Source organism: Streptomyces sp. NPDC050743, assembly GCF_044456925.1.
Lineage (GTDB): Bacteria > Actinomycetota > Actinomycetes > Streptomycetales > Streptomycetaceae > Streptomyces.
In genome coordinates this window covers 1-24780 of record NZ_JBITGJ010000032.1, presented here as the reverse complement: position 1 = coordinate 24780, position 24780 = coordinate 1, and the positions used below count along the sequence as shown (strand labels likewise).

Genomic DNA, 24780 nt, shown 5'->3' with positions numbered 1-24780 from the left:
CCTGGCCTCAGCCGGACCGGCGCAGCGCGGCCGGGGTGGTGCCCAGCCTGGCGCGCATCACCCGGGTGAGGTGCTCCTGGTGGGAGAAGCCGCAGGCGGCGGCCACCTCCGCGATCGGCGTGGAGGTGGTGCGCAGCAGTCGGGACGCGGCCTCCAGGCGCAGCCTGAGCAGGAACTGGTGGGGCGACTGGCCGGTGCTCGCGCGGAACCTCCGGGTGAACTGGCTCGGGCTCAGGGAGGCCGAGGCGGCGAGGTCGGCGATCGGCAGCGGTTCGGCCAGGCGCTCGTCCATGAGGTCGCGGACTGCGGCGAGCTGCCGGTCGGACAGTGCGGACCGGTCGGGCGGAGGTGCGTCCGCGTGGACACCGTGGCGGCGTACGAGCTGCGCGGCGAGCATTCCGGTCAGCTGGTCGGTGTACGTGCGGGCCGACGGCTCCCAGGAGCGGACCGTGTTCTCCAGCGCGAGCATGAGCTGTTCGGCGAGTGGGTCGCTGGTCCCGAGCTCCTCGGTCAGTTCCACGGGCCGCCCGCCGTTCGCGTCGCGCAGGGCGTCGTCCGTGAGGTAGGCGTGGATCGTGTCCAGCCGTCCGCCGAGTTCGACGGCGAGACGCCGGCCGGCCGGCTGCAGGAAGAGTCCACCGGCCGGGATCGCCCGCGACCGCCTGTCCGGCCCCTGCCCCCGCCGTACCGTGACGGGGCCGCTGAGGTGCAGGATCAGCAGGTGGGTGGGGGCCGGATCGAAGGCCGCGCGGTAGGGCTGCTCCCGCTGCGCGGAGAGATACAGCCGGTCCCATCCAAGCCCTGAGCTGCTGTGTCGGGTCCGCACGCCGGGCTGCCGCAGGATGCCGACCGTGTCGGCCAGGCCGAGTTCCGTCATGGTGCGACCTCCTCACGGCACCCATGTGGTTGAAGGGTAAACCAGGAGCCGGTCATCGAGAAGCGTCCCGATCGCGCGGGTGAAGTCCACCACCGCCGGGAGGACCCTCCTGTTTGCCGCCGGCGTCGAACGGGGAACTCTGGCCGGAGCCCGAACGCGTCCCTCTGCAGGAGGCATCGATGGTGGACCAGCAGGCCGACCGCTTCGACGTGGTGGTACTCGGTGCCGGCCCCGGTGGCTATGTGGCCGCGATCCGCGCCGCCCAGCTGGGCAAACGCGTCGCCGTCGTCGAGCGGAAGTACTGGGGCGGCATCTGTCTGAACGTGGGCTGCATCCCGACCAAGGCCCTGTTGCGCAACGCCGAGCTCGCGCACATCGTCACCCGCGAGGCGAAGACCTTCGGCATCCGGGTCGACGGACAGGTGTCCTTCGACTACGGCGAGGCGTTCCGCCGCAGCCGCAAGGTCGCCGACGGCCGGGTCAAGGGCGTGCACTACCTGATGAAGAAGAACAAGATCACCGAGATCGACGGTCACGGCACGTTCCTCGACCCGCACACCCTCCAGGTGTCCGGCTCCGACGGCGACACGCGCACCATCGGATTCGACCACTGCGTCATCGCCACCGGCGCCACACCCAAGCTGCTGCCCGGCACCCGGCGCACCTCCCGCGTGGTCACCTTCGAGGAACAGATCCTCGCCGAGGACCTGCCGCAGTCGATCATCATCGCGGGCGCCGGGGCGATCGGCGTCGAGTTCGCCTACATCCTGCACAGCTACGGGGTGAAGGTCACGATCGTCGAGTTCCTGGACCGCCTCGCCCCGCTGGAGGACGCCGAGGTCTCCGCCGAGCTCGCCAAGCAGTACCGCAGGCTGGGCATCGACGCGCTCACCTCCACCCGCGTCGACTCCATCGACGAATCGGGCCCCCGGGTCCGGGTCACGGTCACCGGCAAGGACGGTTCCCAGCAGATCCTCGAGGCTGACAAGGTCCTCCAGGCGCTCGGCTTCGCCCCCAACGTGAGCGGCTACGGCCTGGAGAACACCGGCGTGCAGGTCTCCGAGCGCGGCGCGATCGACGTCGACGGCCGCTGCCGTACGAACGTGCCACACGTCTACGCCATCGGGGACGTCACCGCGAAGCTGATGCTCGCGCACGCGGCCGAGGCGATGGGCGTGATCGCCGCCGAGACGCTCGCGGACGCGGAGACCATGGAGCTGGACTACGCGATGATCCCGCGGGCCACCTTCTGCCAGCCGCAGATCGCCAGCTTCGGCTACACCGAGGCCCAGGCACGCGAGCTGGGCTACGACGTCAAGGTGGCCAAGTTCCCGTTCACCGCGAACGCCAAGGCGCACGGCCTCGGCGACGCCACCGGCTTCGTGAAGCTGATCAGCGACGCGAAGTACGGCGAGCTGGTCGGCGGGCACCTCATCGGCCCGGACGTCACCGAGCTGCTGCCCGAGCTGACCCTGGCCCAGCAGTGGGACCTCACCGTCCACGAGATCGCCCGCAACGTGCACGCCCACCCGACGCTCGGCGAGGCGATCCAGGAGGCGGTCCACGGCCTGGCTGGGCACATGATCAACCTGTGACGCACGCCGGCGCTCCACCCCTTCCGCGCCGAGGTCTCAGGCAGCGGCCTGGGGTTGGGCCGGGCTGAGGTAGTGCACGGCGGTCTGGTCGGCGTGCGGGGCGAGCAGACGCTGCAACTCGTCGGCCGCGACCTTGAGGAGGTCGCCGTCGCGGTCCGCGCGGAGGGTTTCGAGGACGAACGCGACGTGTGCGGAGTCCTCGGTGACGCGGGTGCGGTGGGCGTCGCGGTGGTTCCAGTGGCGGGTGAGGACGCCGGCGGCGTCGGCGTAGACGACCTCGCCCGGCTTGGGATGCTCGACGGCGCCGGGTTCGCCGAGCGGGGTGAAGGACTCGGTGCCGTCCGCGTGGCGGATGTCCACATCGGCGGTGACGTGGGCCAGATCGAAGGCGCCGGCGGGCAGACCGTGGCGTACGGAGACGGAGTTGTAGGAGTCGACGGCCGGGTTGATGCGCGGCAGGCTGCCCTTCTTGGCGAGGCGGCGGCCGAGCGCGTCGACGCTGGGGCGGATACGGCGGGGGTTGGTGCCGAAGGAGCGGTAGGCGGTGTGCCAGGCCTCGATGCGGGGGTCGGTGTCGTCGGCGGGCCGCCAGGTGCCGTCGGCGAGTCGCTGCTCCAGGTCCTGCACCGCGGTGGCGGTGTGGGGCCAGGGCTCGCGGCCGCGCACGCCGGTGGCGACGACCAGGGCGATGAGGGTGCCGGGGAAGGCTTCTGCGACGGCGGGGGCGATGCGGAAGGCGGGCATGGGCGGGTTTCCGTTTCCTGCGGGCGAGCGTTCGGGCGTGGGGTAGCGGAGGTCAGGGCTGCCAGGGGCCGATGCTGTCCAGGCGGCGGAGCTGCCGGCGCGCGGCCGGTATGTCCAGGCCCTGGCCGCGCTCGGTGAGGCGCTCGGCGACGGCGGTGCGGTGCTCGACCGGTTTGTGGTCGTCGTACTTGAACTTGGCCCGCACATCCGTGACTTCCAGACGCAGGCCGCGGATGCCGGACAGCATCCGGCCGTACGGCGGCTGGTCCGCGGCGACGGGGGCGTGGTCGCCGTCGGGCTGGAAGTGGGCCAGCTGACGGCGCAGCAGATCGGCCTTCGCCTCGGGGTCGTCGACGATGTGGGCGCGGCAGATGAACTGGACGGCCGCATAGTAGCTGGTGGGCACGCCGTCGGTGGGCGGGGTGCCGGGCTTGGCGCGCCAGGGGCCGGGGATGAAGGCGTAGTCGCCGATGACGGTGAAGGTGACGTTCGGGTCGTGCTCGATCGTCTGCCAGACCGGGTTGGGCCGGGCGAGGTGGATCAGGAGGTGGGTGCCGTGGCTGGTGAAGTGGGTGGGGACGACGACGGGCGGGTGGCCGGGCAGGCCGTTGACGCTCAGCTGGCCGAAAGCGTGCCCTTCGGCGATCCAGCTCTGCCACTCGGCTTCGTCGAGGCCTGCGTCCCAGGGGTGGATGAACATGCGGATCTCCTTGCGTGCCCGCGAATGCGGCGGGGCTGCGCGGTTGCTCGGGTCGGGGCTCAGGTCAGGGCCAGGAGGCTGACGGCCACGGCGGCGGTGCCGAGGCCGACGAGCTGGCCGCGGTGGATGCGTTCGGCGAGTACGCCGCGGGCGAGCAGGACCGTGCCGGCCGGGTAGAGAGCGGTGATCACGGCGACGACGGTCAGGTCCCCGCTGCGGGCGGCGAGCAGGAAGAGCAGGTTGGCCACCGAGTCCAGCACGCCGGCGGCCGCCGACATCGCGTATGCCGGGCGCTGCGGCCCCAGCCTGCGGCGCAGCAGCCCGGCCGCGGCCAGCGTGACCGCCGAGGAGACGGCCCGGCCGGTGATCAGCGGGGCCACGCCGCTGTCGGACGGCGCCTGGTGCAGGAAGATCAGCTGGAGGGCGATGGCGGCGCCCGCGCCGAAGGCCAGCAGGAGCGCCGTACGGGAGGGGCGGGCCGCGCCCGCGCCGTGTCCGGCGCTGACCAGCACCACCGCGAGCAGCGCGAGCGGCAGGCCCACCAACCCGGCGACGGTCAGGCGCTCGCCCTGCAGCAGCCCGACGGTGACGGGCAGCGCGGCGGAGACCAGCGCGGTCACCGGCGACAGGACGTTCATCGGGCCGATCGCCAGGGTGCGGTAGAGCAGGGCGAACGCTGCGGCCGAGGCGACCCCGGACGCGGCGCCCCAGGCGAGGGTCCCGGAGCTGAACGAGGCGCCGAGCAGCGGCCACAGCAGCAGCTCGGCCGCGAGACTGGCCGGGGCCGCGACCAGCACGGTGCGCAGCACATGGGCCTTGCGGGCGCCGAGGCCGCCGAGGAAGTCGGCGCATCCGTACGCGAGTGAGCTGCCCAGGGCCAGCAGCAGAGCGATCACAGCACATCCCTTGCACTCAATGGAACGACCACACGGTACAACGAACCGACCATTCCATGTCAACAGAACGACCGTGCAGTACATTTCAGTACTCAAGGCCTAGGTAAGGATGGTGATCAGGTGGCCGAGACAGCCGCCGCCCTGCGGTCGGTCGCGCACAACGTCCGGGCGGCCCGCATGCGCGCGGGCCTGTCCCTGGACGAGCTCAGCAGGCGCGCCCAGGTCAGCAAGGGTGCCCTCGTGGGACTGGAGAAGGCCCAGGGCAACCCCAACCTGGCCACCCTGGTCCGGCTGGCCGACACCCTCGGCATCTCGGTGTCCGCGCTGATGCAGGGGCCGCCCGAAGGCCGCGTCCGCGTCGTGTCCAGCGACGCCGTCGCGCCCCTGTGGACCGGAGAACACGGCGGCGAGGCCCGTCTCATGCTCACGACCTCCGGCCCGGCCCCGGTCGAGGTCTGGCGCTGGCGTCTGGAACCGGGCGAGGAGTACCCCAGCCACCCCCACCAGGCCGGCGTCGTGGAGACCGTCAGCGTCACCTCAGGCCGCATGGCCCTGATCGTCGACGGCGCGGAACACACCGTCGAAGCCGGCCAGACCGCCACGTTCGACGGCGACACCCCGCACACCTACCGCGGCGCGGGCACCGGGACCTGCCACCTGATCATGACGGTCCATCTGCCACCCGGCCCGGCCACGACCGTGTGAGCACACCCCGGCCGACACCCCGATGGCGATGACTGCGACGGGCTCGCCGCCCACGGTGCCGGTGCACGTGTGGGGCAGATGTGGGCAACCGTTTTCTCGCTGTGCGGACAGACAGCGGTGACCTGGCATGGTCCGCAGGCGCGGCAGGACCTCTTTCGTGTTGCCCGCTGCTGGCACTGGGCGCCGTCGGCTGTCGGGATGAGGGCCGACGACACCACCCAAGAAAAGGTTTGCTCGTGACCCTCGATCCTGGCTCTCCTCCCGCCGGCCGGGCCCGGCTCGCCGATGTCGCCGCGCTGGCGGGCGTCAGTGTGGGCACGGCGTCCAAGACGCTCAGCGGTGGTGGCCGGATGCGTCCCGAGACCCGGCAGCGGGTCCTGGACGCGGTGGCGGCGCTCGGCTTCCGCCCCAACCAGCAGGCGCAGAGCCTGCACACCGGCCGCAGGTGGACGGTCGGCCTGGTGACGACCGACGGCATCGGCCGGTTCAGCACGCCCGTGCTGCTCGGCGCCGAGGACGCGCTCGGCGCCGGGAAGATCTCCGTGTTCCTGTGCGACACCCGTGGCGACGCGATCCGGGAACAGCACCATCTGCGCAACCTGCTGGACCGCCGGGTGGACGGCATCATCGTCACCGGCCGCCGCACGGACGCGCGTGCCCCGTTGACCGGTGTCACGGGCCTGGAGTCGACCCCGGTGGTCTACGCGCTGTCCCCCTCCACCGACCCCGCGGACACATCGGTGGTCTCCGACGACCGGGGTGGAGCCCGGCTGGCGATGGAGCACCTCCTGGCCACCGGCCGTACCCGCATCGCCCACGTCACAGGCCCTGAGCACCACGCCGCCGCCCGCGACCGCGCCCGCCACGCCGTGGAGCACCTGGAGGCCGCCGAACTCGGCCTGTCGACGGGCCGCGTCCACTTCGGCGAGTGGAGCGAGGTCTGGGGCCGTCGCGCCGCCGACGCGGTGCTGCGCACGGCCCCGGACACCGACGCGTTCTTCTGCGGCAACGACCAGATCGCCCGGGGCGTGGCCGACACCCTGCGCGAACGCGGTGTGGACGTCCCCGGCGAGATCGCCGTCGTCGGCTACGACAACTGGGACACGATGGCGCTGGCCAGCCGCCCTCCGCTCACCACGATCGACATGAACCTCGCCGAGATCGGGCGGATCGCCGCGCTGCGTCTGCTGGAGGCGATCGACGCGGAGGCGACGCCCGGGATGCACACGGTGCCGTGCCGACTGGTGGTGCGGGAGTCGACCTGAGAGACATCGGCTGCCACACGGCCATGCCCGGCATGACCGACGCGCCGAACGGACATCACGGCTCGTGCCCCAGGAAGTGCAGTACGAGCAGGGCGAGGTCGTCGGTGCGCTGCCGCCGGGTGCCGGTTGCTCCGACCAGGGTGTCGATGAGTGCCTCCAGGTCCCTGTCGTCCGCCTGGGCGAGATGGCGGGTGAGGGCGGCGATGGAGTCGTCGAGGTCGACTCCCGGCACTTCGATCAGGCCGTCGGTGTAGCAGGTGAGCATCAGCCCGGGGGCGAGGGGAACCTCGGTCACGGGGAAGGCGGCGTCCGCGCAGATGCCGAGGAGGGGCCCGGGAGACACCTCCAGGGGCCGCGTGCCGCCGCCGGGCAGGCGCATGATCGGTGGCGGATGTCCGGCGCTGGCCAGGGTCATGCTGCCGACGGCGAAGTCGAGACGGGCGTACAGGCAGCTGGTGAACAGGTCGGGAGCGAGATCCGTGAGGAGCCGGTTGGTAGCGGCGAGCACCCGGTCCGGGGTGCCGAGGGTGGAGTGGGCGTGGACGGCGGTGCGGACCTGCCCCATGAGGGCGGCCGCGGCCGCGTCGTGCCCCTCGACGTCGCCGATGACGGCCGCGACGGCCGTTGCACTGAGCGTGATGAGGTCGTAGAAGTCTCCGCCGATGTCCATGCCCCGGGTGGCGGGCAGATAGCGGGCGGCGGTCCGCAGGCCGGAGACGGCGGGAAGAGCCGGCGGGAGCAGCGCCTGCTGGAGGTTGTGGGCGAGGTCGTGCTTGGCGTCGTAGAGACGGGCGCGGTCCAGGGCCTGGCCGACGAGGCCGGCAAGCGAGGTCAGGACGGCACGGTCCTCGGCCGTGAACTCGTGGGGCCGGTCGTAGGACAGGATGCAGCAGCCGACGGGCCTGCCGGAGACGATCAACGGCAGGAAGGCCCAGGCCTGTTTGCCGCTGATCACCGAGGACTCGGGATAGACGCGCCGCAGTTCCTCGGGGTGGGAGAAGAAGGCGGGGATGCCCCGGGCGAGGGCCTGCCCGGCCGGGGTGAAGGTGGTGTCGAGGGGCAGTCCGTCGAGGCGTTCGATGCTGTCGGCGTCGTACCCTCGGTGTCCGGTGATCCGCAGCCGCCCGGCGTCGGCGGCGGACAGAACCAGTCCCTGCGCGCCGAAGGCGGGCATGACCTGGTCGGCGACGAGGTCGATGACGTCCTGGACACCGACCACCTCCGTCAACCCCGCGGCGAGGTGCATCATCTGGTAGATGCGGCCCGCCCGGGCCGGTGCGTCGGTGCGCGCCGTACGGGCGCGCGCCGGGGTGGAGGGGCGCTCCACCCCGCTGCGCACGATACGGACGCTGATGCCGCTGGCGTCCGGATACAGATGGAAGTCCAGCCAGCGGTCCGGCGGACAGCACGCCGTGAAGACGACGGGCTCCCGGCTGATGACCGCAGCGCGGTAGCGGTCCTCGTACGTCGGATCGTCCAGCCAGCGCAGGGACTGCCACGGCAGCGTGCCCAGCAGTTCGTCGGCGCCCCGGCCCAGCAGCTCACAGGCACCCGAGCTCAGGTAGGTGAAGTGCCCCTCCAGATCCAGGGCGCAGCTGCCGCCCGGCAGTCGCTCGACGAAGTCCGCGGCGGCCAGAGGGGGACCCCCGGCCGGACGGGCCGCTCCGGCGGAGAGGGTGCGCGGGACGTCACGAGGGGCCGGAAACCGTCCGTGGGCGACGCCCTCCTCGAGCAGCCTGGCCAGCCGTCCGCAGCTGGACATGATGTGTCCGCGCTCCCGCTGGGTCATGTGCGCCGGACGGGTGGCGGGCCACATCAGCAGCAGGGCTCCCCACCGGCGCACACCGGCGACCGGCGCGGCGGCGATCGCGAGCGGGTACGGCAGCGCCATCGCGGTGCGCGGATAGCGGCAGGCCGTCTCCTCCGGGGCCACCCACACCAGGTGATCCTCACGGACCGCGTCGGCCACCGGCGCCGGAGCGGTCAGCGGAACCCTCACCCACGGCGCCGCGAACTCCAGCGGCGCCCCGTACAGCACGTCCAGGAACAGCTGTTCTTCGTCGGGGGTGAGGAGGTAAAGGCCGCCGATGGCCGCGCCCGTCCGGCGCACGGCGTCGGCGAACGCGGCATCAAGCGCCTCCGCGTCCGCTGCCCCAGCACCAGCACTGGTCACAAAGCGCCTCCAGCCTGGCAGCCGCGACTCCTCGAACGTCGCGCGGAGGGGCCTCCGACCGGGCAGCACGGGTTGGCACGCCGGCTGCACCCGCCCCCTCCTATGGGGACGGTACGCCCCCGGACGACGATCGGCACGCCGTCGCCGACCACGCGATGGCCGCCGTGCCGGCACACAGCCGTATGCGCCCCGGGAGTTCTCAGGTCGTTGATCCGCCCACTCGCTCCCGCCCCGGTGCTTGCGGATCGCGTTGCCGAGTCCGGTCGGTGAGGCCGGTCTTGACGTGCCTGAGCGCAAGGGCGGCGGCGAGGAGCAGCGCGGTGAGTGCGGTGAGGGCGGTTCCCCGCCAGCCGAGGGTGTCGAGCAGGGGTGCGGCGAGCGCGGTGCCGAGGGCTCCGACCGTGAAGTACAGCACGAGATAGACGCTGGTGAGGCTGCCGGAGCGGTGCGGGTCGAGAGCGATGACGCTGCTGAGGTTGGCGGCCTGGGCGGCGAAACAGCCGGCGTCGAAGAGGGCGAGGCCCAGGGCCGTGGCCGGCGGGGTGTTCAGTCCGGTGGCCAGCAGCGCGGTTCCGACGGCCGCGGCCAGCATGGCGGCGATGATCACCGTGGCCGGGGTGTGGCGGTCGGCGAGTCGGCCGGTGAGCGGGAGTGCGCCGAAGCCCAGGAGTCCGGCCAGGCTGTACAGGCCGATGGTGGTCGGGCCGAGGGAGTACGGAGGCTCGGCCAAGGCCAGGGCCAGGGCGACCCAGATGATGTTGAAGGCGAAGTACCACAGTCCGCCCATGACCACCGCGCGGCGCAACTTGGGGTACCGGCGCGGCAACGGATGCAGTGACAGCAGAGCGGCGCGGTAACTGCGGTCGGCGGCAGGCCGTTCCCGGGGCAGGAGCCCGGCCGCGGCGATCGCACCGAGCAGGGCGAGCACCGCGAAGACGAGAAGCATCCGGCGCCATCCCAGCATGTCGGTGAGCGCTCCTCCCACCAGGCGGCTGAGCAGGATGCCGGCCGACATTCCGGCGGACACCGCGGCGACGCCGGTTCCGCGGCGCCCGGGCGCGGCAAGGCGTCCCGCGATGTTGCTTCCCTGGGCCGCGACACTGGCGGCCGCCCCGACGAGCAGGTACGCGGCCAGCAGAACGACCGGTCCGGGTGCCGTCGCGGCGAGGGTGAGCGCGGCGGCCAGGGCGGTGAGCTGGACGGCCACCAGGCGGTTGGGGGCGAGGTGATCGGTGAGGGGAAGCAGGAGGGCGAAGCCGGTCATGCAGCCGGTGAGCGCGGCGGTCGGTACGAGACCGATCACGGAGAGAGGGACGCCCAGTTCGGCGGCGACGGCCGTGAGCGCGGGCTGCACGGCGTAGTTGTTGGCGATCGCCGTCCCGGCTATGGAGGCGAGGAGCAGCGTGCCGCCTCGGGGAAGGGGGCGGGTCATGGCTGCGTGCCGCGGGTGAGGATCACCGCGTAACGGCACTCCGTGTCGGTGGTGTTGGCGAAGACGCGCTCGGCGGGCTCGCCGAGTTCGATGGTGTCGCCCGCGCCGAGTTCGTGGACCGTGTCGCCGTCGTGGAAGGTCAGATGGCCCTCCAGGACCCAGACGACCTGTCGGACGAACGCGAAGGCGGCGGCCGGATACGGCACCTGGGCGCCGGCGGGCAGGTGGATCTCGGCGACCTCGGCGGGAAAGTCCGGGCCGGTGATCTGGCGGCGCCGGTAGCCGGTGCCGGGGTCCCGCCACTCGGCCGTGTCCGTCCGGCGGCGCACGCCTGTCACGCTCGGGGAGCCGTCCGGCGTCCCTTCGGCCAGGGCCAGCAGGGAGGCGATGCTGAGCTGGAACGCGGCCGACAGCTTGCCCAGGACGACGGCGGTGGGGCTGCTCTCCCCGCGCTCGATGCGGCTGATCATGGCCTGCGACACACCGGAGACGTCCGCGAGCTGGGCCAGGGTCCACCGGCGCCGTTCGCGTTCGGTGCGGACTCGGGCAGCGATCCGACCCACCAGTGGATCTACTATGTTGGACATGGATCCAATATACGAGAGAAGCTCTACGGCCGTCACGGTCCGCCGGGCCCTGCCCGGTGACGCGGAGGCCATCCGGGCCATCCGCAACCACGCGATCGAGCATTCCACGGCCTTGTGGACCCAGACCCCGCAGTCCTCCCCCGAGAGCGTCGCATGGCTCGCCACCCACCTGGAGCGGGGCTCGGCGTTCGTGGCCGAGACGGCGGGCGACGTGGCCGGGTTCGCCGTCTACGGTCCCTGGCGGGCACTGGACGGATACCGCTACACGGTCGAGGACTCGGTCTACGTCCGCGAGGACCGGCACGGGCTCGGCATCGGCTCCGCACTGCTGGCGGCCCTGATCGACTCGGCAGGCACTGCCGGTCACCACGTCATGATCGCCGGCATCGAAGCCGGGAACACCGCGTCGATCCGGCTGCACGAACGGTTCGGGTTCCAGCATGTCGGCACCGTGCCGGAGGTGGGCACCAAGTTCGGCCGATGGCTCGACCTGACGCTCATGCGACTGCTCCTCACCTGAGCCGCCCGAGAACTCCTTTGCCCATGGCGCGCACCCTAACCGGGGGTACTGGCACTGGGGTTGGTGTGCCCTTCCATGCGAACACGAGTCATCGGGCATCCAGAGCCCGCCACACTCCTGCTGAGTTTCTTTGCGAGACTGACTACCATCGGGAACATGAAACGAACGTCCTTCGCCAACTGGCCGTGCTCCGTCGCGCGCACCCTCGACCTGCTGGGTGACCCCTGGACACCCCTCGTCGTGCGGGAGGCGTTCTACGGCATCCGCCGCTTCGACGAGTTCCAGCAGGAACTGGGGATCGCACGCAACACCCTCACCGACCGGCTGCGCCGTCTGGTGGACGAGGGGGTACTGGAGAAGCGGCTCTACGAGAGCGAACCACCGCGCTACGACTACGTCCTGACAGAGAAGGGGCGCGACCTCTTCACCGTGCTGGCCACGATGTCCCGATGGGGCGACCGATGGCTGGCCGGTGACGAGGGCGTCCCGGTGGTGTTCCACCACGACGCGTGTGACCACGACACCACGGCGGAGGTGGTGTGCTCCGTCTGCCGACGCCCCCTGACGGCCCAGGAGACGTCGATGCACATGGGACCCGGCTATCCCGAGCGGCTCAGGCGCCGGCCGGATGTGCAACGCCGGTTCGGCGCGGCCTGATCAGGGCTGCATTCGCGCTCTTGACAGGGTAAGTCTTATGACGCAACTCTGATGCCACACCCCTGACGGCAAGGAGGCCGGTTGACGTGGAGTGGACAGGCGCGCGCTACGCGGACAAACCCACGGTCGAGGTGCGTACCTGGATCGACGCCCCACCGGAGCGGGTGTGGGCATTGGTCAGCGACATCGCCTTGATGCCGGCCATGAGCGAGGAACTCCAGTCCGTCGCATGGCTCGACGGCGCCGACGGACCCACCGTGGGCGCCCGGTTCGTCGGCCACAGCAAGCACCAGGCGTTCGGCGAGTGGTCCACCACCTCGCACGTCATCGAGTGCGAACCCGGGCGAGTCCTCGCCTGGGCGGTGCAGGACCCCGCCAGCCCCTCCGCGATCTGGCGCTTCCGCCTGCGGCCCGAGAACGGCGGTACGGAGCTGTCGCAGTGGATGCAGTTGGGCCCGGGACGCTCAGGGCTCTCCGTCGCGATCGACCGGATGCCGGACAAGGAGCAGAAGATCGTGTTCGTGCGGCTGCGCGAGTTCGAGCGCAGCATCACCACGACCCTCGGGCACATCAAGAAGCAGGCGGAGGCGTGATGCGTACGGCCACCACGATCGAGGCGTCGGGCGGCGAGAACTGGTCCGAGCAGGCGGACTTCGTCGTCGAGGCGGAGAAGCTGGGCCTGGACATCTGCTGGGTCGCCGAGGCCTGGGGCTCCGACGCCCCCTCCGCGCTGGGCTACTACGCCGCGCTCACCGACCGGGTGCTGCTGGGGTCCGGGATCATGCAGCTGGGCACCCGTACCCCGGCCGCCGTCGCGCAGACCGCCATCACGCTGTCCAACCTCTCCGGCGGACGCTTCCTGCTGGGCCTGGGAGCCTCCGGCCCGCAGGTCATGGAGGGACTGCACGGGGTGCCGTTCGCCCGGCCGCTGCGCCGCATGCGGGAGACCGTGGAGATCGTCCAGCGGCTGCTGGGCGGCGGCAAACTCTCCTATTCGGGGGCGGAGTTCACCATCCCGCTGCCCGGCGGCGAGGCGGTCCCCATGCGGCTGTCGATGCGGGCCGAGCACCCGGTACCGCTGTACCTGGCCGCCCTGTCACCGGCCATGCTGCGGCTCACCGGAGAAGTCGCCGACGGCTGGCTGGGCACCAGCTTCGTACCCGAAGGCGCGGACGACGCCTACTTCACCCACCTCGACGACGGCCTGACCCTCAGCGGCCGCACCCGCGAAGACCTGGACGTCTGCCAGGGCGCCGAGGTCGCCTTCGCACCCGACGAGGAGGCCCTCGGCGCGATGACCGCCCGGCGCAAGAAGGAACTGGCCTTCAGCTTGGGCGGCATGGGGTCGGCGTCCACCAACTTCTACAACAACGCCTACAGCCGTCAGGGCTGGGCCGAGGTCGCCGCCGAGGTGCGCGAGCGATGGCAGGCCGGCGACCGGGACGGCGCGGCGGCGCTGGTGACCGACGAGATGGTGCTGGGTACGACGCTGATCGGTACCGAAGCCATGGTGCGCGACCGGCTCCGGGTGTGGCGCGCCGCCGGGGTGGACACCGTGCGTCTGTACCCGGCCGGGGAGACGCTGCACGCCCGGCTGGACACCCTGTCCAGGGCGATAGAGCTGGTGCGAGAGGTCGACGGCACGACGTGATGTGTCGGTGCCGTGGACCGGCGGACCAGATCACGCTGGCGGCGCGCACAACACCGGCTTACGGCGTACGGCACGCCGAGGACGTGGTGAGGGCCGTCGTGTCACGGGAACATGCTCCGGCCGCTGCCCTCCGGGCGGACCTCCGGCGAACGCAGGGCCCCCCTGAAGCCCGTGGCACGTCTACGGTGTCAGGCGGGCGGTGAGCAGGGAGCGCTCGGCGGGGTTGGCGGTGAGGCGGAGGGCCTGTCGGTCGGCCTCGGTGGCCTCCGCGTCGCGGCCGAGGTCGCGCAGGAGTGCGGCCCGGGTGGCGTGGAACAGGTGGTAGCGGCCCAACCGATCACCGAGAGCCTCGACTTGGGCCAGCGCGATGGCCGGGCCGTCGGTGTGGCTGAGCACGATCGCACGGTTCAGGCGCACCACCGGTGACGGGTCGACGGCCAGCAACATGTCGTACAGGCGCAACAGTTGGGGCCAGTCGGTGTCCTTCCAGGTGGGGGCCTCGCAGTGCACGGCGGCGATGGCGGCCTCGATCTGGTACGGGCCCGGCCTGCCGAGCGTGGCCGCCCGCTCGATGAGGGCGGTGGCACTGCGGATGCGCCGGCCGTCCCACCGGGTGCGGTCCTGGTCGGCGAGCGGAACGAGCCGCCCCTCGGGGTCCAGGCGGGCGGACCAGCGGGCCGCGTGCAGGCGGATCAGGGCGAGCAGGGCGAGGGGTTCCGGTTCCCGGGGCAGTGAGCCGGCGAGGAGGGCGGCGAGCCATTCGGCGTCGTCGACCAGTTCGCGCCGCACCCCCAGATCTCCCCCGGTGGTGAAGCAGCCCTCGTTGACGACGAGGTAGACCACGCGCATGACCTGGGGCAGTCGTGCGGCGCGCTCCTCGGGCTCGGGCGCGCGGTAGGGGATGCCGGCGGTGGCGATCTTCTTCTTGGCCCGGGTCACCCGCTTGGCGAGGGTGGCCTCGGGCACCAGGAACGCCCGCGCGATCTCGGCGGTGGTCAGGCCCACGACGGCGCGCAGGGTCAGCGCGACCTGGGCGTCCGGGTCCAGCGCCGGGTGGCAGCAGGTGAAGATGAGCCGGAGGCGGTCGTCCGGCTCGCGCTCGGCCGTCTCGGGCAGCGCCTCGATGCGGGCCGCGAGCTGCGGGAGCCGGTCCTGGAAGCGGGCCTCGCGGCGGATGCGGTCGAGGGCCCTGTTGCGCGCGCAGGTCAGGAGCCAGGCTCCGGGCCGCCTGGGCGGGCCGGTGCTCGGCCAGTGCCGCAGCGCCTCGACGACGGCTTCGCTGACCATCTCCTCGGCCAGGTCGAAGTCGCCGAGGAGGCGGACCAGGCTGGCGGTCAGCCGGCCCGCCTCCTCGCGGAAGACCCGCTCGATCAGCGACCGGGTGTCCCCGGCGCCTGACGGGTCAGCGCTCGACAAGCGGACGCACCTCCACCTTGCCGTCCGGCACCGGGAAGCTCGCCGCCAGTTCCAGGGCGGCGTCCAGGTCGGGCACCTCGACGACCGCGTAGCCGCCGATCGCCTCCTTGGCCTCCAGCAGCGGGCGGTCGATCATGGTGGAGCGGCCCTCCTCGACCACGACCGTGGTCGCGGTGTCGGGTTCGCGGAGCTGCTGGGCGTCGACGATCGTGCCGTCGGCGCGGTGCTTGGTGAACCATTCCATGAGCCGGCCGTAAACCTCTCCGCGTTCCTGGTCGGAGCCCTCTTCCTGCCAGGCGCCGCGCGTCAGAAGCAGTACGTACTTCATGGTGTCCTCCTTGGTCGTGTCTGCCGTCCACCTTCACGACGAACGAGCCGACGCCCGCAGGACAGGAACGTCCCGGCAATTTCAGTCCGACCATGTCATCCGACCGGCTCGGTGTCCGCCCGTGCCCGCCGCACGGCCGATTCGGGAGGCCGTTCCTTGAGTGCGCCGTAGCCGATGAAGTACGCGGGCAGCCGGCGCACCCACCGTGACTCGGCGAGCAGCCGCGCCATGCGCCGGGCCCGCTGCTCCCGCCCGAAAGGTGGCCGGCCCTGCAGGACGGGAGCGATGAGGCGGGCGTGGGCCACCCGCTGGAGGGTCTGTGTGGCGACCGTGGTGGGACGGCGGCGGCGCTGCAGACGGCCTACGTCGCGCCGGTCCACCTTCCCCCGGCGCAGTGGCTCGGTGAGGTAGCGGGCGGCGGCCACGGCGTCCTGGACCGCGAGGTTGATGCCGATGCCGAAGATCGGGGACATCGCGTGCGCGGCGTCGCCGATGCACAGCAGGCCGGGTCGGTGCCAGCGGCGCAGGCGGTCGAGGCGTACGTCGAGCAGCTTGACCTCGTCCCACGAGCGCAGGGCGTGCGCGCGGTCGGCGATCCAGGGGACGGCCGCGGTGAAGTCGGCCCGGAAGCGGTCGAGGCCGGCGGCGCGGCGCCGGGCGTCGGTGCCCTTGGGGATGAGCCCGGCGCACTGCCAGTAGTCGCCGCGGTCGATCATCGCGGTCAGGAAGCGGTCACCGGCGGCGCCGTAGAGCCCTTGCGGATCGCTGTCCCGGCGCGGCAGCCGGAACCACCAGGCGTCCATCGGGCAGGGGAAGCGGCGCAGGCGCAGCTCCGGGCGGGAACGGGCCAGTGAGCCGCGGCCGTCGCAGGCGACGGTGAGCAGGGCGCGCAACTCGCCGGTGCGGCCGTCGGCGGTGCGGTAGCGCACCCCGTTCACCCGTCCGGATTCGATCAGGAAGCCGGTCGCCTCCGTGTTCATCCGCAGCTCGAAGGACGGCTCGCGCCGGGCCTCGTCGGCGAGCAGGTCCAGCAGGTCCCACTGGGGCACCATCGCCACGTAGTTGTAGGGACCTGGCAGGACCGAGAGGTCCCCGACCCTGACCACCGCGCCGTCGGTTCCGATGGGCAACTGGACGGTGCGGACCCTGCGTTGCGGCAGCTCGGCGAAGCGCTCGGCCAGACCGAGGTCGTCCAGCAGCGCCAGCGTGGAGGGGTGGACGGTGTCGCCGCGGAAGTCGCGCAGGAAGTCGCCGTGCTTCTCCAGCACCGTCACCGGGACACCGGACCGGGCCAGCAGCAGAGCGAGCACCATGCCCGCGGGGCCGCCTCCGACGACGCAGCATGTGGTCTGTTCCATGGCGGTCTGCCCTTTCACGAGACCCTCGGTTCAGCTAATTCACCATTCGATGAATATCCAGCCTACTCCTTCGGGCGGATTCCGGCCTCCCCCCGACCGCGCCGCCGCGCCGTGGGCGCGGCGCTCAGCGAACGGAGGCGACGGCGCTCCTGCTCGGCGTTTCGGAGATTCCGCTGTGCCCGAGCTCGGGGCCGAGTCCGAAGTAGTGCCGGAAGTTGTAGATCAGCGGGCTCCAGGCCGCGGGCTCGATGTGCTGGGTTCCGGGGACCACCAGGCGCGGGTCGGCGCGCACCTTCAGCACCCGGGCCTCGACTATCAGGAAGTCCCCGGCGGCGTCGGTGCCCACACGGACGGCCCGCGCCTCCAGCTGGATCGGGCATTCGGCCACCCGCGGCGGGCGGACGGTGTGCGAGGCCTGGGCCCGGAAGCCGGCCGCCGTGAACTTGTCCGGCTCGTAGCGGGCGCGGCGCGGTCCGTGCCCGGCCGCCGCGGGCCGGCCGGTGAGCTCGCCCAGTCGCTCGACGGCCGCCCAGTGCCCGGGTTCGGGCAGGCTGATGACCAGCTCCGGCCGGGCCGCCAGGTTCGCTCCGGTCTGCCCCTGTCTGCCGAGTCCCAGCACCACGACCTGCCCGAGCGCCCAGGCCGAGGAGATCGGCGCCAGATTGAAGGTGCCGTCGGCGTTCTCGGTGGTCAGCAGCACGACGGGGGTGCCGAAGTACAGAATGCTCGGGGTGATGGCCAGGCGGGTGCCGGTGTTCCCGACCGGGTGCGGTGCGGTGTCCATGCGGGTGACGGTAGGGCGCTGGCCGTTCGGCGGGAGCCGAACCGTGCACACGCGATCATGACAGGCTCACTTCTCCCGGTGCTGGCTCCGGATCCGCGCGGCCACCTCGTTCTGTTCGGTCTCCCACCAGGGGCGCACCCGTTCGGGAACGGCTGCCTGGCCGTGGTCCGGGGAAGGTGCCGCGACGGGAGCGAGTTCCGCGTCGAGGCGGCGGTCGAGGGCCGCGGTCTGGACCCGCTCCGCCCGCGCCCACTGGAACAGCAGCGCCAGCAGGAAGGGCAACGCGACCAGCTCGGCGATGCTGAGCATCGCGCCGCCGCCGATCTGCTGGTCGTGCTCCACGTCCGGGGACCAGGTCGGCGCGTGGTGCAGGTACCAGGCGCCCGCGATCAGCGTGCTGTGCGTCATCACCACGACACCCGGGACCGCGTCGACGATGCCGTCCAGGAACACCAGCGCCGCCCGTACCGGGTGGGTGCACCAGGCGGGCAGCGCCGCTTCGTGGGTCAGCACCGGTACGACGAACAGGCATCCGGCCACCAGCAGGTGCAGATACATCAGTTCGTGCAGCCAGCCCACGCGCAGGGCGGTCTCGAAGTACGGCGTGAAATACACCGTCAGCTCGGTGCCCAGCACCAGAGCCGTACTGACCAGCGGGAACGTCAGCACCCGCACCAGACGGCCGGACATGGCCCGGCGCACTCGTCCGGCGGCCCCCTCCGGCAGTGCCTCGACGGCGAGCCGCAGCGGATCGCCGAGGGCCAGGCCCAGGGGTGCGACGAGGTCGAGGAGGATGTTCTGCACGGCGGCCGGCCAGAACAGCACGTGGTCGTACACGGCCAGGGCGGACATCGTGGCCACCACCAGTGCGCCCAGGCCGAGCAGCGCGAACGCGACAACCCGGGCCGGCGGCCAGGGCGTACCCCGCTTCCGCAGCCGCGCGACGCCCCAGCCGTAGAGCGCGCCCAGGGCGATGACCAGCAGCAGCGCGGGGACGTCCAGGTGCCAGGTGGACAGCAGACGCCCCGTGGTCAGCTCGGGGAGCTGGCCCTCCGACAGTTCGGTCATCGCGTGACCATCCATGCAGATCGTCCTCCTTCGGCTCGACACGGAAGAACCGGCCCGGATCCGTAACGGGAAGACGCTAGTCCCCCAGGCCCCGACAGCGGGCATCGGGGTGCCGCACGCCGGGGTGAAAAGCGGGGATCGAGCGGGACGGGGCGCTGGTACGATCCGGGTCAGTACACGTCCCGTACGTACCGCTTCTCGGCGCCGAGCTGTCTGACGTATGCCGTCTCCGCCTCGTCCAGGCCGCCGTGGACCATGGCGATCTCGCGGAGGGCCCGGTCGGCGTCCTTGGCCATGCGGGAGGCGTCGCCGCAGACGTAGAGGTGGGCGCCGTCGCGGAGCCGGGACCACGGCAGGGGCCCGTGCTCGCGCATCCGGTCCTGTACGTAGACCTTGGCGCGCTGGTCACGGGAGAAGGCAGTGTCCAGGCGGGCGAGCGTGCCCTCGGCCACGAACGCGGTCAGCTCCTGCTCGTAGTAGAAGTCCGTCGCGCGGTGCTGTTCGCCGAAGGACAGCCAGTTCGGGGCGCGGTGGCCGCGGGCCCGGCGTTCCTCCAGCAAACCGACGAACGGCGCGATGCCCGTGCCCGGGCCCACCATCACCGCCGGTGTGGCGGGGTCGGCGGGCGGACGGAAGTGCGGTGCCCGCCGGCCCCGGACCGGTACCGGGGCACCGGGTTCGGCGTCGGCGAGGAAGGGCGAGCAGACGCCCTGGCGGGGCCGGCCGGCCAGGTTCTCGTACCGGACGACGGAGACGGTCAGCGACACCAGGTGGGGGTCCGTGAGGAGGCTGGAGGATATGGAGTACATGCGGGGTTGCAGGCGCCCCAGCAGGGCGGCCCACTCCTGTGCCCCGGCCCGGATGCCGAACTCGGCGACCACGTCGACGGCCTGGCGTCCCCAGGACCACTGCGCCGGCTCGCCCTTGTTGTCCGGCCGCAGGAGCTTGCGCGGCTCGCGCGGGTCGCGGGCCCGCTCGGCGGCGAAGCGCAGCAGTTCGGCAGTGATGCGGGTATGTCGAGGTGGCGCAGCAGGGCCTCGGCGAACGGCGCCTCTCCGACGTTCTTGATCTGAACGGCCGCGTCCGCGTCCAGACCGGTCACGGCGAGCCACTCCGTCACGAGGTCCGGCGAGTTGACCGGGTGGACGGCCAGGGCGTCGCCGGCCTCGTAGACCAGCGGGGTGTCGCTGTCGCGGGTGGCGAAGGTGAAGCGGCGGACTTCCTTGCCCCCGCCGGGCGGGCTGAGCAGGCGGTTGCCGGTGAGGCGGGCGGTGACGGGGGTGGGCCTGCGGCTCGGCCGGGGAGCCGCGGGCGCTGCGGGAATGGAGTCGGCCGGGGCCGGCCGGTCGGTGCTCCGCAACGCGAGGGTGTGAGGGGACAGCCCCGGACGGCGTGCGGCCGTCCGGGGCCGGCCCCGTGCAGGTGTGCCTTCAGCAGTGCACCCGGGGCCTTGGGCCGCGGGCCGACGGATCAGTGACGGTAGTCGCCGTGGTGGTAGTCGCCGTGGTGGTACTCGCCGGCACCAAGGCGGTAGCGGCCGTCGCCGTGGTGCCATCCGGCCCCGTCGCGGCGGTCCATGTCCCAGCGGTGGGTGCGGCGGCCCCAGGAGACGGAGTCGACGAGGCGGCCGCGGTCGTCGCGCAGGGCCGCGGTGTCGGCGTTGACGTCCCACACGCGGTGACGGCGGTCCTGGTAGAGGTCGTTCCTGGTGTCGCGGCCGATCCCGGTGTGCACGCGGACGGTGGCCCGGCCCTCCAGCCACACGTGGCGGAAGGTGTAGGTGTAGCCGTCCCGGTCGGACAGCGTCCAGCCGTTCAGGTTCCTCCCCCGGCGGGAGTCGTTCGTGATGTCCACCCACTCCTTGTTCAGCGAGCGGTTGGAGCGGTAGTCCCGGCCCTGCCAGTCGTGCTGTACGCCGCTGATGTACGCCTCCGCGTGGTGCATACGGCCCAACTGGTGGCCGACGGCAGCGGCCGGGAGCGCCGCGGTGCCCACGATGGCTGCGGCCACGGCAGCGGCTGCGGTCATACGGCGGGCGGAAGAAGAAACGGACACTAGGTCCCCCTTCACGAGGATGCGTGGTGGGAGTCGGCGACCGGTCGGCCACACATGCACACATTGCTACCTACGTCCCGATTTATGAAGAAAACACGTAGTACATAACGGATCCTGCATGAATCTATGACTCTCGTCTGCAATGACCATTTATGTTCTGAATGCGGAACGTTGATGGCCTGTCAGCCGCGCTCGCCTTGAAAACATGAGCCCGAGGCAACCAACCCCGGATTCCGCCACCCCACGCGCCACCCGAGCCGACCACCCGAAAGTGTGTAACAAAGCGGTACGCCGTCCGGAGGAGGCGTCCGAGCGGCGCGGGGGTGCGAGGGTCAGCGGACGGGAAGCGCCGGGGTGTGCTCGATACGGACGGCGTCCAGGTCCTGCGGGTCCAGGCCCAGCAGCCGCAGGATGGTCGGGGCGATCTGCGTGGTGTGCACCGGTCCGTCGACGCGTACGCCCTGCGGGGCGGCGGCGCCGGAGACGACGAGCGGGACGTCGAGGTCGTCGGCGTGGGCGCCTCCGTGCTCGGCGATCTTGCCCTTGCCGCCGGTGTAGACGACGCCGTACTGGGTGACGCCGGCCAGGTCGGGCACGCGGGAGTCGCCCGGCCGGGCGTGGAAGTACCGGGCGGCGGCCGCGCCCGCGTAGAGGGCCTGCAGACCGCTCGCGGTGAACGGCTTGGCCTTGCCGTCGATGTCGTTGCCCGTGCCGGACCGGGCGAGCAGGTAGGCCTTGGCGAAGCCGGTGGCGGCCGGGGAACGGTCGGTGAGCCAGATCAACATGGCGTCATCGTCCACAGCGTGGGCCACGAGGTCGCCGGAACCCGGGTGGGCGGCCTTCCAGGCGGCGTTGAGGCCGTCGAGCAGCGGGCCGTCGTCGATGCGGGTCAGCGCCGTGGGGTCGGTGGGCGACTGTCCGTGCTTGGCGGACAGGATGACGGTGGTGCTGTCGGCGAGGTGCCGCTCGCGGAGTTCGGCGAGGAACGCACCGACCTGCCGGTCGACGAAGTCGAGGTTCTTCACCACAAGGGGGCCGGGCACGCCCTTCGCCTGGTAACCGCCCGTCAGACCGTCGGAGGTGGGCAGCTTCTGGGCCGTCGAGACGGACTGGAAGTTCATGCCGAAGACCGCCGGGGTGCCGACCTCGTGGGTACGGCTGTGGTCGTAGCCGTCGATCTCGTTGAGCACGGCTTGCGCCTTGTACCCGTCGTACTGCTCGGTCGCGGCGTTGTCCTTCGTCCAGTCACCCGCGTTGTAGCCGATGGCCTTGCTGTTGATCTCGGGCGTGAACAGGTCCTGAATGCCGTTGCCGGAGGGGCCGTCGAGGATGTCGTAGGCGGCGTGCTTGTCGGACCAGGCGGTGCGCAGGCCGGCCGTGCGGACCACGTCGAAGACGGTGTTCACCCTCAGGTAGGAGTGAGGGTAGAGCGGTCTGCAGGTCGTCGGGTCGACCGGCAGCTTCGACGGGTCGATGAGCCGGGCGGAGTCGCCGGTCATCTGCAGGATGCTGCCGGGCAGGCCGCTCAGGCCCTGACCGGCGTCGAGGGAGTCCTTGTTCCGGTCGAGGTCCTCGGTGAGGTCCACCTCGGCACCGGGCTTGGCGCCGGTGCAGTCGGTCGTGCCGGCCGGCAGGAGGGCGGAGCTGTAGGTGTCGTCGTAGTAGACGCCCGTGGTGCCCGGGTCGCCGCCCGTGAGCTGGCCGATCATGCCCGGGAAGGAGTCGGAGGGGTTGGTGGTCGCCGCGTGGGTGTACTGCACGCCGCCTGCGGTGAGCCCGGCGAGCGCCGAGTGGGGGTGACGGGCGATGTACCAGGCCAGGTCGGACTGGTGCAGACCGTCGACGGACAGCAGCAGGACATGGCGGGCAGCCTGGTGCGGGTGTGCGGAGGCGTGCGCCGAGCCGGGCACGGCCGCGGCGGTGAGCGCACCAACCGCGGCCAGCGCGGCCGCAGCCGCCGTGACGGAACGTGCGGGGTGGGCCGGACGTCGGGACATGGCTTCTCCTCGGACTGTGTCGAGCCGGCGAGCGGGTGCGCGTCGCGCACCGACATCCGAGAGGTGGAACATGTACACCAGCGGACCGTCATGCCGTGTCCAGCCCAAGAAACGTATCGGCGCCGGCAAAGACTTCTGCCCTCCTGACAGCCACTCAGGTCGCAGCCGTCACGCAGAGAAGACGGCCCTTCGCCTCCTATGCCAGATGGCCGGGCGGGAGCAGGCGCACGCGCCGAGTTCGGCGGGGCCTCCCGCGGGGTTCATGATGGCCGTCCGCCGAACTGCCAGTCGTGGACCTCGATCTCGGCATACCGGTCCACGGTCAGCACGGCGCGTGCCGTGTCCGGGTCCGGGGCCCGGAGCAGGGCTGCCGTACCCAGCCAGGTGTTGCCGTCGTCGGACAGCAGTGGTCCGTATGCGATCAGCTCGTTCCGGTCCGGCGGCACGGTGAGGTCGGCGGCCCGTCCCTGGCCGAGGCCGAGCACGAGGTACCGGCGGCCGCCGGTCCGCCCGCCGGGGAAGTCCCACATGGTGCGCCCCAGCATGTTGCGCCATCGGCGCAGCAGCACGTCACGGTACATGCCGGCCTGGTAGCCGGGCTCGTCGAAGGCGAACGCGCGGGCGGCGGCGGGATCGGGCAGGTCGACGATGTGCACGCTGCCGGTGGGCACTTCACCGTCACTGGTGAGGGCCGGACCGCGGGCGATCATCTCCTTGTCGAACCGGTCCATGTACGACCAGTGCGCCTCCAGGAGCTCCGTGCGCAGCTCCAGCGAGCCTCGCCGATCGCGGTGGTAGCAGAAGAATTCCATGCCCGCAGTCTGTCGGTGCCGGGGTACGAGAGCACGGTGATTGTCTGTGAGAACGCTCTCGATGGACCGCGACCCCCGTCTGGCCACGCTGCCTCACAACGCCCTGGCCGGGGCGCGCACGTCGTCATCCCTCCGCTCGGTCGTCGAGGACTCACTGCTCGGTGATGAGTGCGGGCAGTTTGCGCATGTCGTGGAAGACGGCCGTGCCAGGGCCTTCGAGCCGTTCGGCCGGGGTGAGTCCGCCGGCGTACCAGAAGGCACGCATGCCGGCCGCCCGAGCGGCATGCAGGAACAGGTCGGGGGCAGGTTTGCCACGGGCGACTTCGGTGGCGCTGTAGGGACCCGCTGGAGGCCGCGCCGGTCGGCAGGCAATCGCGTCCAGCGCCTCGGACAGCCCGTCCACCGGCGCGAGATCGGCGTTCACGGCCTCGCGTGGAGCTGTTCGAACCGCTCCGCCCAGACCGCCGCGGTCTCCTCACCCAGCCGGGCGGCGACCTGCTCACGGATGACGGCGTCCGAGCGCCCGATGAAGCGCTCGACGACCTCCTCATGCGTGAGCGGCCAGCCCAACTCCACGCCGAGAGAGACCTGGACGCGCGCTGCCATGCGCTCACCGTCCTGGTGCAGGATGGGCTCATGGCAACCGTCCTGGCCTTTCACGCCCACCCTGACGACGAGGTGTTCCTGACGGGAGGCACGCTCGCGCGGGCCGCGGCCGAGGGGCATCGCGTCGTGATCGTGGTCGCCACGGACGGGCTCATGGGCGCCGTGCCGGATGGCGGAGCGCCGCGACTGACGGAGCTTCGGGCGAGCGCTGCACTGCTGGGCGTGCAGCGTGTGGTGCATCTGGGGTATGCGGACAGCGGCCACGGTGCGGTGCTCTACCCGGATCCGCCGGACCGGGCACGTTTCGTGCGGGCGGACCCGGAGGAGGCGGCCGGGCGGTTGGCCGCCGTCCTGCGCGAGGAAGGATTGAAGGCTCCCCTCCCTGAAGGGAGTGGATTCTCCACCCTCCAGGGCTGAGCGGGGATTTACGGCTCAGGCCGCCACCGGAGCCGGCGGCCCCGGGTGGTCTTACGCCCTCGGCACCGTCCGGGTTCCAACCTGCCCGGACCAGCATCACGCGGGCGGAGTTCTTGTCCCTGGGGGACACGGCTCCA

Annotated in this window: 23 protein-coding genes and 3 pseudogenes; 8 read left to right on the top strand and 18 right to left on the bottom strand. The window is 71.8% G+C overall.

The annotated features are described in order from the left end of the window. Positions 1-7: 7 nt before the first annotated feature. The gene (locus tag ACIBJF_RS27335) at positions 8-877 is read right to left on the bottom strand and encodes a helix-turn-helix domain-containing protein (protein ID WP_399177569.1); all 870 of its coding nucleotides are present in this window, start codon (positions 875-877) and stop codon (positions 8-10) included. Positions 878-1059: 182 nt separating this feature from the next. On the opposite strand from ACIBJF_RS27335, the gene lpdA reads away from it, so the two are divergent. Further along, the gene (gene lpdA, locus ACIBJF_RS27330) at positions 1060-2472 is read left to right on the top strand and encodes a dihydrolipoyl dehydrogenase (RefSeq protein WP_399177668.1); all 1413 of its coding nucleotides are present in this window, start codon (positions 1060-1062) and stop codon (positions 2470-2472) included. A 36-nt stretch (positions 2473-2508) separates the two neighbouring features. Here lpdA and ACIBJF_RS27325 read toward each other — a convergent pair whose 3' ends face one another. Genes ACIBJF_RS27325 through ACIBJF_RS27315 form a run of 3 tightly spaced genes read right to left on the bottom strand, consistent with a single transcriptional unit; the run spans position 2509 to position 4812 of the window. After that, positions 2509-3216 (bottom strand): B3/4 domain-containing protein, encoded by a 708-nt coding sequence (locus ACIBJF_RS27325; protein ID WP_399177567.1) that lies wholly within the window; start codon positions 3214-3216, stop codon positions 2509-2511. A gap of 52 nt (positions 3217-3268) precedes the next feature. Beyond that, positions 3269-3916 carry an FMN-binding negative transcriptional regulator gene (locus ACIBJF_RS27320; RefSeq protein WP_399177565.1) on the bottom strand — a complete coding sequence of 216 codons (648 nt, stop codon included), beginning with the start codon at positions 3914-3916 and terminating at the stop codon, positions 3269-3271. Between the two features lie 59 nt (positions 3917-3975). Continuing rightward, positions 3976-4812: an EamA family transporter gene (locus ACIBJF_RS27315; protein ID WP_399177563.1), complete on the bottom strand. Its 837-nt coding sequence runs from the start codon at positions 4810-4812 to the stop codon at positions 3976-3978. A gap of 120 nt (positions 4813-4932) precedes the next feature. On the opposite strand from ACIBJF_RS27315, the gene ACIBJF_RS27310 reads away from it, so the two are divergent. Beyond that, on the top strand, positions 4933-5517 hold the full coding sequence (locus tag ACIBJF_RS27310) for a helix-turn-helix domain-containing protein (protein WP_399177561.1): 585 nt from the start codon (positions 4933-4935) through the stop codon (positions 5515-5517). Positions 5518-5753: 236 nt separating this feature from the next. Beyond that, a complete protein-coding gene (locus ACIBJF_RS27305) occupies positions 5754-6782 on the top strand; it encodes a LacI family DNA-binding transcriptional regulator (protein WP_399177559.1) in 1029 nt (342 codons plus the stop codon). Positions 6783-6837: 55 nt separating this feature from the next. Here the strand turns inward: ACIBJF_RS27305 and ACIBJF_RS27300 are convergent, their stop codons facing one another. From ACIBJF_RS27300 to ACIBJF_RS27290, 3 genes are all read right to left on the bottom strand, one after another. Further along, the gene (locus ACIBJF_RS27300) at positions 6838-8955 is read right to left on the bottom strand and encodes a SpoIIE family protein phosphatase (protein WP_399177557.1); all 2118 of its coding nucleotides are present in this window, start codon (positions 8953-8955) and stop codon (positions 6838-6840) included. Positions 8956-9154: 199 nt separating this feature from the next. Beyond that, the gene (locus ACIBJF_RS27295; RefSeq protein WP_399177555.1) at positions 9155-10387 is read right to left on the bottom strand and encodes an MFS transporter; all 1233 of its coding nucleotides are present in this window, start codon (positions 10385-10387) and stop codon (positions 9155-9157) included. After that, the gene (locus tag ACIBJF_RS27290; RefSeq protein WP_399177553.1) at positions 10384-10974 is read right to left on the bottom strand and encodes a helix-turn-helix domain-containing protein; all 591 of its coding nucleotides are present in this window, start codon (positions 10972-10974) and stop codon (positions 10384-10386) included. Before ACIBJF_RS27290 ends, ACIBJF_RS27295 begins: the two co-directional genes overlap by 4 nt. Here ACIBJF_RS27290 and ACIBJF_RS27285 point away from each other — a divergent pair. The 4 genes from ACIBJF_RS27285 to ACIBJF_RS27270 all read left to right on the top strand — a co-directional run bounded on the left by ACIBJF_RS27285 (position 10973) and on the right by ACIBJF_RS27270 (position 13802). Continuing rightward, complete coding sequence (locus tag ACIBJF_RS27285) at positions 10973-11494, top strand: GNAT family N-acetyltransferase (RefSeq protein ID WP_399177551.1); 522 nt, start codon at positions 10973-10975, stop codon at positions 11492-11494. The genes ACIBJF_RS27290 and ACIBJF_RS27285 overlap by 2 nt on opposite strands. A 156-nt stretch (positions 11495-11650) precedes the next feature. After that, positions 11651-12151 carry a winged helix-turn-helix transcriptional regulator gene (locus ACIBJF_RS27280; RefSeq protein WP_399177549.1) on the top strand — a complete coding sequence of 167 codons (501 nt, stop codon included), beginning with the start codon at positions 11651-11653 and terminating at the stop codon, positions 12149-12151. Between the two features lie 86 nt (positions 12152-12237). Then, positions 12238-12744 (top strand): SRPBCC family protein, encoded by a 507-nt coding sequence (locus tag ACIBJF_RS27275; protein WP_399177547.1) that lies wholly within the window; start codon positions 12238-12240, stop codon positions 12742-12744. Then, positions 12744-13802, top strand: a complete 1059-nt coding sequence (locus ACIBJF_RS27270) for an LLM class flavin-dependent oxidoreductase (RefSeq protein ID WP_399177545.1) — start codon at positions 12744-12746, stop codon at positions 13800-13802. Before ACIBJF_RS27275 ends, ACIBJF_RS27270 begins: the two co-directional genes overlap by 1 nt. Before the next feature lie 180 nt (positions 13803-13982). On the opposite strand, the gene ACIBJF_RS27265 is transcribed toward ACIBJF_RS27270, so the two are convergent. From ACIBJF_RS27265 to ACIBJF_RS27220, 10 genes and pseudogenes are all read right to left on the bottom strand, one after another. Beyond that, on the bottom strand, positions 13983-15218 hold the full coding sequence (locus tag ACIBJF_RS27265; protein ID WP_399177543.1) for an RNA polymerase sigma factor: 1236 nt from the start codon (positions 15216-15218) through the stop codon (positions 13983-13985). Continuing rightward, the gene (locus ACIBJF_RS27260) at positions 15205-15546 is read right to left on the bottom strand and encodes a YciI family protein (RefSeq protein WP_399177540.1); all 342 of its coding nucleotides are present in this window, start codon (positions 15544-15546) and stop codon (positions 15205-15207) included. Before ACIBJF_RS27260 ends, ACIBJF_RS27265 begins: the two co-directional genes overlap by 14 nt. A gap of 95 nt (positions 15547-15641) precedes the next feature. Then, on the bottom strand, positions 15642-16904 hold the full coding sequence (locus ACIBJF_RS27255; protein WP_399177537.1) for an FAD-dependent oxidoreductase: 1263 nt from the start codon (positions 16902-16904) through the stop codon (positions 15642-15644). Positions 16905-17028: 124 nt separating this feature from the next. After that, positions 17029-17688 (bottom strand): flavin reductase family protein, encoded by a 660-nt coding sequence (locus ACIBJF_RS27250; RefSeq protein WP_399177535.1) that lies wholly within the window; start codon positions 17686-17688, stop codon positions 17029-17031. A gap of 66 nt (positions 17689-17754) precedes the next feature. Continuing rightward, complete coding sequence (locus ACIBJF_RS27245; RefSeq protein ID WP_399177534.1) at positions 17755-18771, bottom strand: cytochrome c oxidase assembly protein; 1017 nt, start codon at positions 18769-18771, stop codon at positions 17755-17757. A gap of 155 nt (positions 18772-18926) precedes the next feature. Next, positions 18927-20077 (bottom strand): annotated as a pseudogene (locus ACIBJF_RS27240) (sulfite reductase flavoprotein subunit alpha); the annotation flags it as partial. 149 nt (positions 20078-20226) lie between these two features. Then, on the bottom strand, positions 20227-20784 hold the full coding sequence (locus ACIBJF_RS27235; protein WP_399177532.1) for a lamin tail domain-containing protein: 558 nt from the start codon (positions 20782-20784) through the stop codon (positions 20227-20229). 359 nt (positions 20785-21143) lie between these two features. Then, positions 21144-22808, bottom strand: a complete 1665-nt coding sequence (locus ACIBJF_RS27230) for an alkaline phosphatase family protein (RefSeq protein ID WP_399177530.1) — start codon at positions 22806-22808, stop codon at positions 21144-21146. 260 nt (positions 22809-23068) lie between these two features. Continuing rightward, on the bottom strand, positions 23069-23620 hold the full coding sequence (locus ACIBJF_RS27225) for a YciI family protein (protein WP_399177528.1): 552 nt from the start codon (positions 23618-23620) through the stop codon (positions 23069-23071). A gap of 151 nt (positions 23621-23771) precedes the next feature. After that, positions 23772-24226: pseudogene (locus ACIBJF_RS27220) on the bottom strand (hypothetical protein). 30 nt (positions 24227-24256) lie between these two features. On the opposite strand from ACIBJF_RS27220, the gene ACIBJF_RS27215 reads away from it, so the two are divergent. Further along, on the top strand, positions 24257-24643 hold the full coding sequence (locus ACIBJF_RS27215) for a PIG-L deacetylase family protein (protein WP_399177526.1): 387 nt from the start codon (positions 24257-24259) through the stop codon (positions 24641-24643). 37 nt (positions 24644-24680) lie between these two features. Here ACIBJF_RS27215 and ACIBJF_RS27210 read toward each other — a convergent pair. Next, positions 24681-24780 (bottom strand): annotated as a pseudogene (locus tag ACIBJF_RS27210) (RNA-guided endonuclease TnpB family protein); the annotation flags it as partial.

Excerpts from the sequence above, each read along its gene's own strand:
- ACIBJF_RS27260 (WP_399177540.1), bottom strand. The coding sequence starts at position 15,546 with ATGAAGTACGTACTGCTTCTGACGCGCGGCGCCTGGCAGGAAGAGGGC.
- ACIBJF_RS27335 (WP_399177569.1), bottom strand. The coding sequence starts at position 877 with ATGACGGAACTCGGCCTGGCCGACACGGTCGGCATCCTGCGGCAGCCC.
- ACIBJF_RS27285 (WP_399177551.1), top strand. The coding sequence starts at position 10,973 with ATGGATCCAATATACGAGAGAAGCTCTACGGCCGTCACGGTCCGCCGG.
- ACIBJF_RS27225 (WP_399177528.1), bottom strand. The coding sequence starts at position 23,620 with ATGGAATTCTTCTGCTACCACCGCGATCGGCGAGGCTCGCTGGAGCTG.
- ACIBJF_RS27295 (WP_399177555.1), bottom strand. The coding sequence starts at position 10,387 with ATGACCCGCCCCCTTCCCCGAGGCGGCACGCTGCTCCTCGCCTCCATA.
- ACIBJF_RS27255 (WP_399177537.1), bottom strand. The coding sequence starts at position 16,904 with ATGGAACAGACCACATGCTGCGTCGTCGGAGGCGGCCCCGCGGGCATG.
- ACIBJF_RS27215 (WP_399177526.1), top strand. The coding sequence starts at position 24,257 with ATGGCAACCGTCCTGGCCTTTCACGCCCACCCTGACGACGAGGTGTTC.
- ACIBJF_RS27270 (WP_399177545.1), top strand. The coding sequence starts at position 12,744 with ATGCGTACGGCCACCACGATCGAGGCGTCGGGCGGCGAGAACTGGTCC.
- ACIBJF_RS27280 (WP_399177549.1), top strand. The coding sequence starts at position 11,651 with ATGAAACGAACGTCCTTCGCCAACTGGCCGTGCTCCGTCGCGCGCACC.
- ACIBJF_RS27245 (WP_399177534.1), bottom strand. The coding sequence starts at position 18,771 with ATGGATGGTCACGCGATGACCGAACTGTCGGAGGGCCAGCTCCCCGAG.
- ACIBJF_RS27325 (WP_399177567.1), bottom strand. The coding sequence starts at position 3,216 with ATGCCCGCCTTCCGCATCGCCCCCGCCGTCGCAGAAGCCTTCCCCGGC.
- ACIBJF_RS27320 (WP_399177565.1), bottom strand. The coding sequence starts at position 3,916 with ATGTTCATCCACCCCTGGGACGCAGGCCTCGACGAAGCCGAGTGGCAG.
- ACIBJF_RS27235 (WP_399177532.1), bottom strand. The coding sequence starts at position 20,784 with ATGACCGCAGCCGCTGCCGTGGCCGCAGCCATCGTGGGCACCGCGGCG.
- ACIBJF_RS27290 (WP_399177553.1), bottom strand. The coding sequence starts at position 10,974 with ATGTCCAACATAGTAGATCCACTGGTGGGTCGGATCGCTGCCCGAGTC.
- ACIBJF_RS27230 (WP_399177530.1), bottom strand. The coding sequence starts at position 22,808 with ATGTCCCGACGTCCGGCCCACCCCGCACGTTCCGTCACGGCGGCTGCG.
- ACIBJF_RS27250 (WP_399177535.1), bottom strand. The coding sequence starts at position 17,688 with ATGGACACCGCACCGCACCCGGTCGGGAACACCGGCACCCGCCTGGCC.